At 38.9% G+C, this 1039-nt stretch carries 1 protein-coding gene; it reads left to right on the forward strand.

Translation table 11 applies throughout. The features are described from left to right. Nucleotides 1-69 precede the first annotated feature (69 nt). Nucleotides 70-1032, forward strand: a complete 963-nt coding sequence (locus FTU03_RS16070) for an IS30-like element IS18 family transposase (RefSeq protein WP_179993464.1) — start codon at nucleotides 70-72, stop codon at nucleotides 1030-1032. Nucleotides 1033-1039: the final 7 nt, after the last annotated feature.

Below are 1039 nucleotides of genomic sequence, written 5' to 3' on the forward strand. Positions count from 1 at the left end.
TTAGTTGAAAAAGTTAGGTGTATTCATAGAATCATTAGACTTTTTCAACTCGCAATTGGAAAGCACACAATGAAGAAATACACCCAACTTTCTCAAGATGAAAGATACGAAATTTATGCTACTTTGAAAAGTAAAAGTTCAATCGCTACCCTTGCTCGGGAATTAGGACGTTCACGATCAACCATCTACCGTGAATTAAAAAGAAATACTGGGCAACGTGGATATAGAGCTCAACAGGCAGCTAAATTTGCAAGTCAAAGACGGTACCGTCCTTCATCATCAATGACAGCATTTGCCTTCGCTTATATTGATTATTTGATTGGTTTGGACTGGTCACCCGAACAAATTTCAGGTGCTTTAACACAACGCGGTTGGCTGGATGTACCTTCACATGAGTGGATTTACCAGTACATTTATCAAGATAAATCAAAAGGCGGTAAACTTCATCTACATTTAAGGCATCAGAAGAAATATCGAAAACGCGGTTACAAAAACACGGATCGTAGGGGTCAAATCATTGATAAAACAAGTATTCACTGCCGAGACCAGGTCATTGATCAACGACAACGTTTAGGAGATTTCGAAGGTGACACGGTGATTGGTAAACATCATAAAGGTGCTTTATTGACTCTCGTTGATCGAAAGAGCCTGTATGTACATATTGTTCATTTAGGGCCAATAAGAGCATCCTCTCAAACGATTACTTGTGCATTAGATCGTTTACAAATGAGCCATGCTTATAGTGTGACATTTGATAATGGCAAAGAATTTTCCGAACACAAAAGAATTACTGATGCTGGCATAGAGACGTATTTTGCTGATCCTTACAAGTCTATTCAGCGAGCTAGAAATGAAAATACGAATGGTTTAATCCGTCAATATCTACCAAAATCATCATCGTTTGATGGCGTGTCAAACGAACAAATAGAGCAGATAGAATTTGCACTCAACCATCGTCCTAGAAAAACACTAGGTTGGTATACACCGAGTGAAGTTATGGCTGGTTTTTATACTGTTGCACTTGCCGCTTGAATCCGCC

This window comes from Acinetobacter sp. YH12046 (assembly GCF_013419905.1).
Taxonomy (GTDB): Bacteria; Pseudomonadota; Gammaproteobacteria; order Pseudomonadales; family Moraxellaceae; genus Acinetobacter.

Coding starts and splice junctions, on each gene's coding strand:
- FTU03_RS16070 (WP_179993464.1), top strand. CDS start 70: ATGAAGAAATACACCCAACTTTCTCAAGATGAAAGATACGAAATTTAT.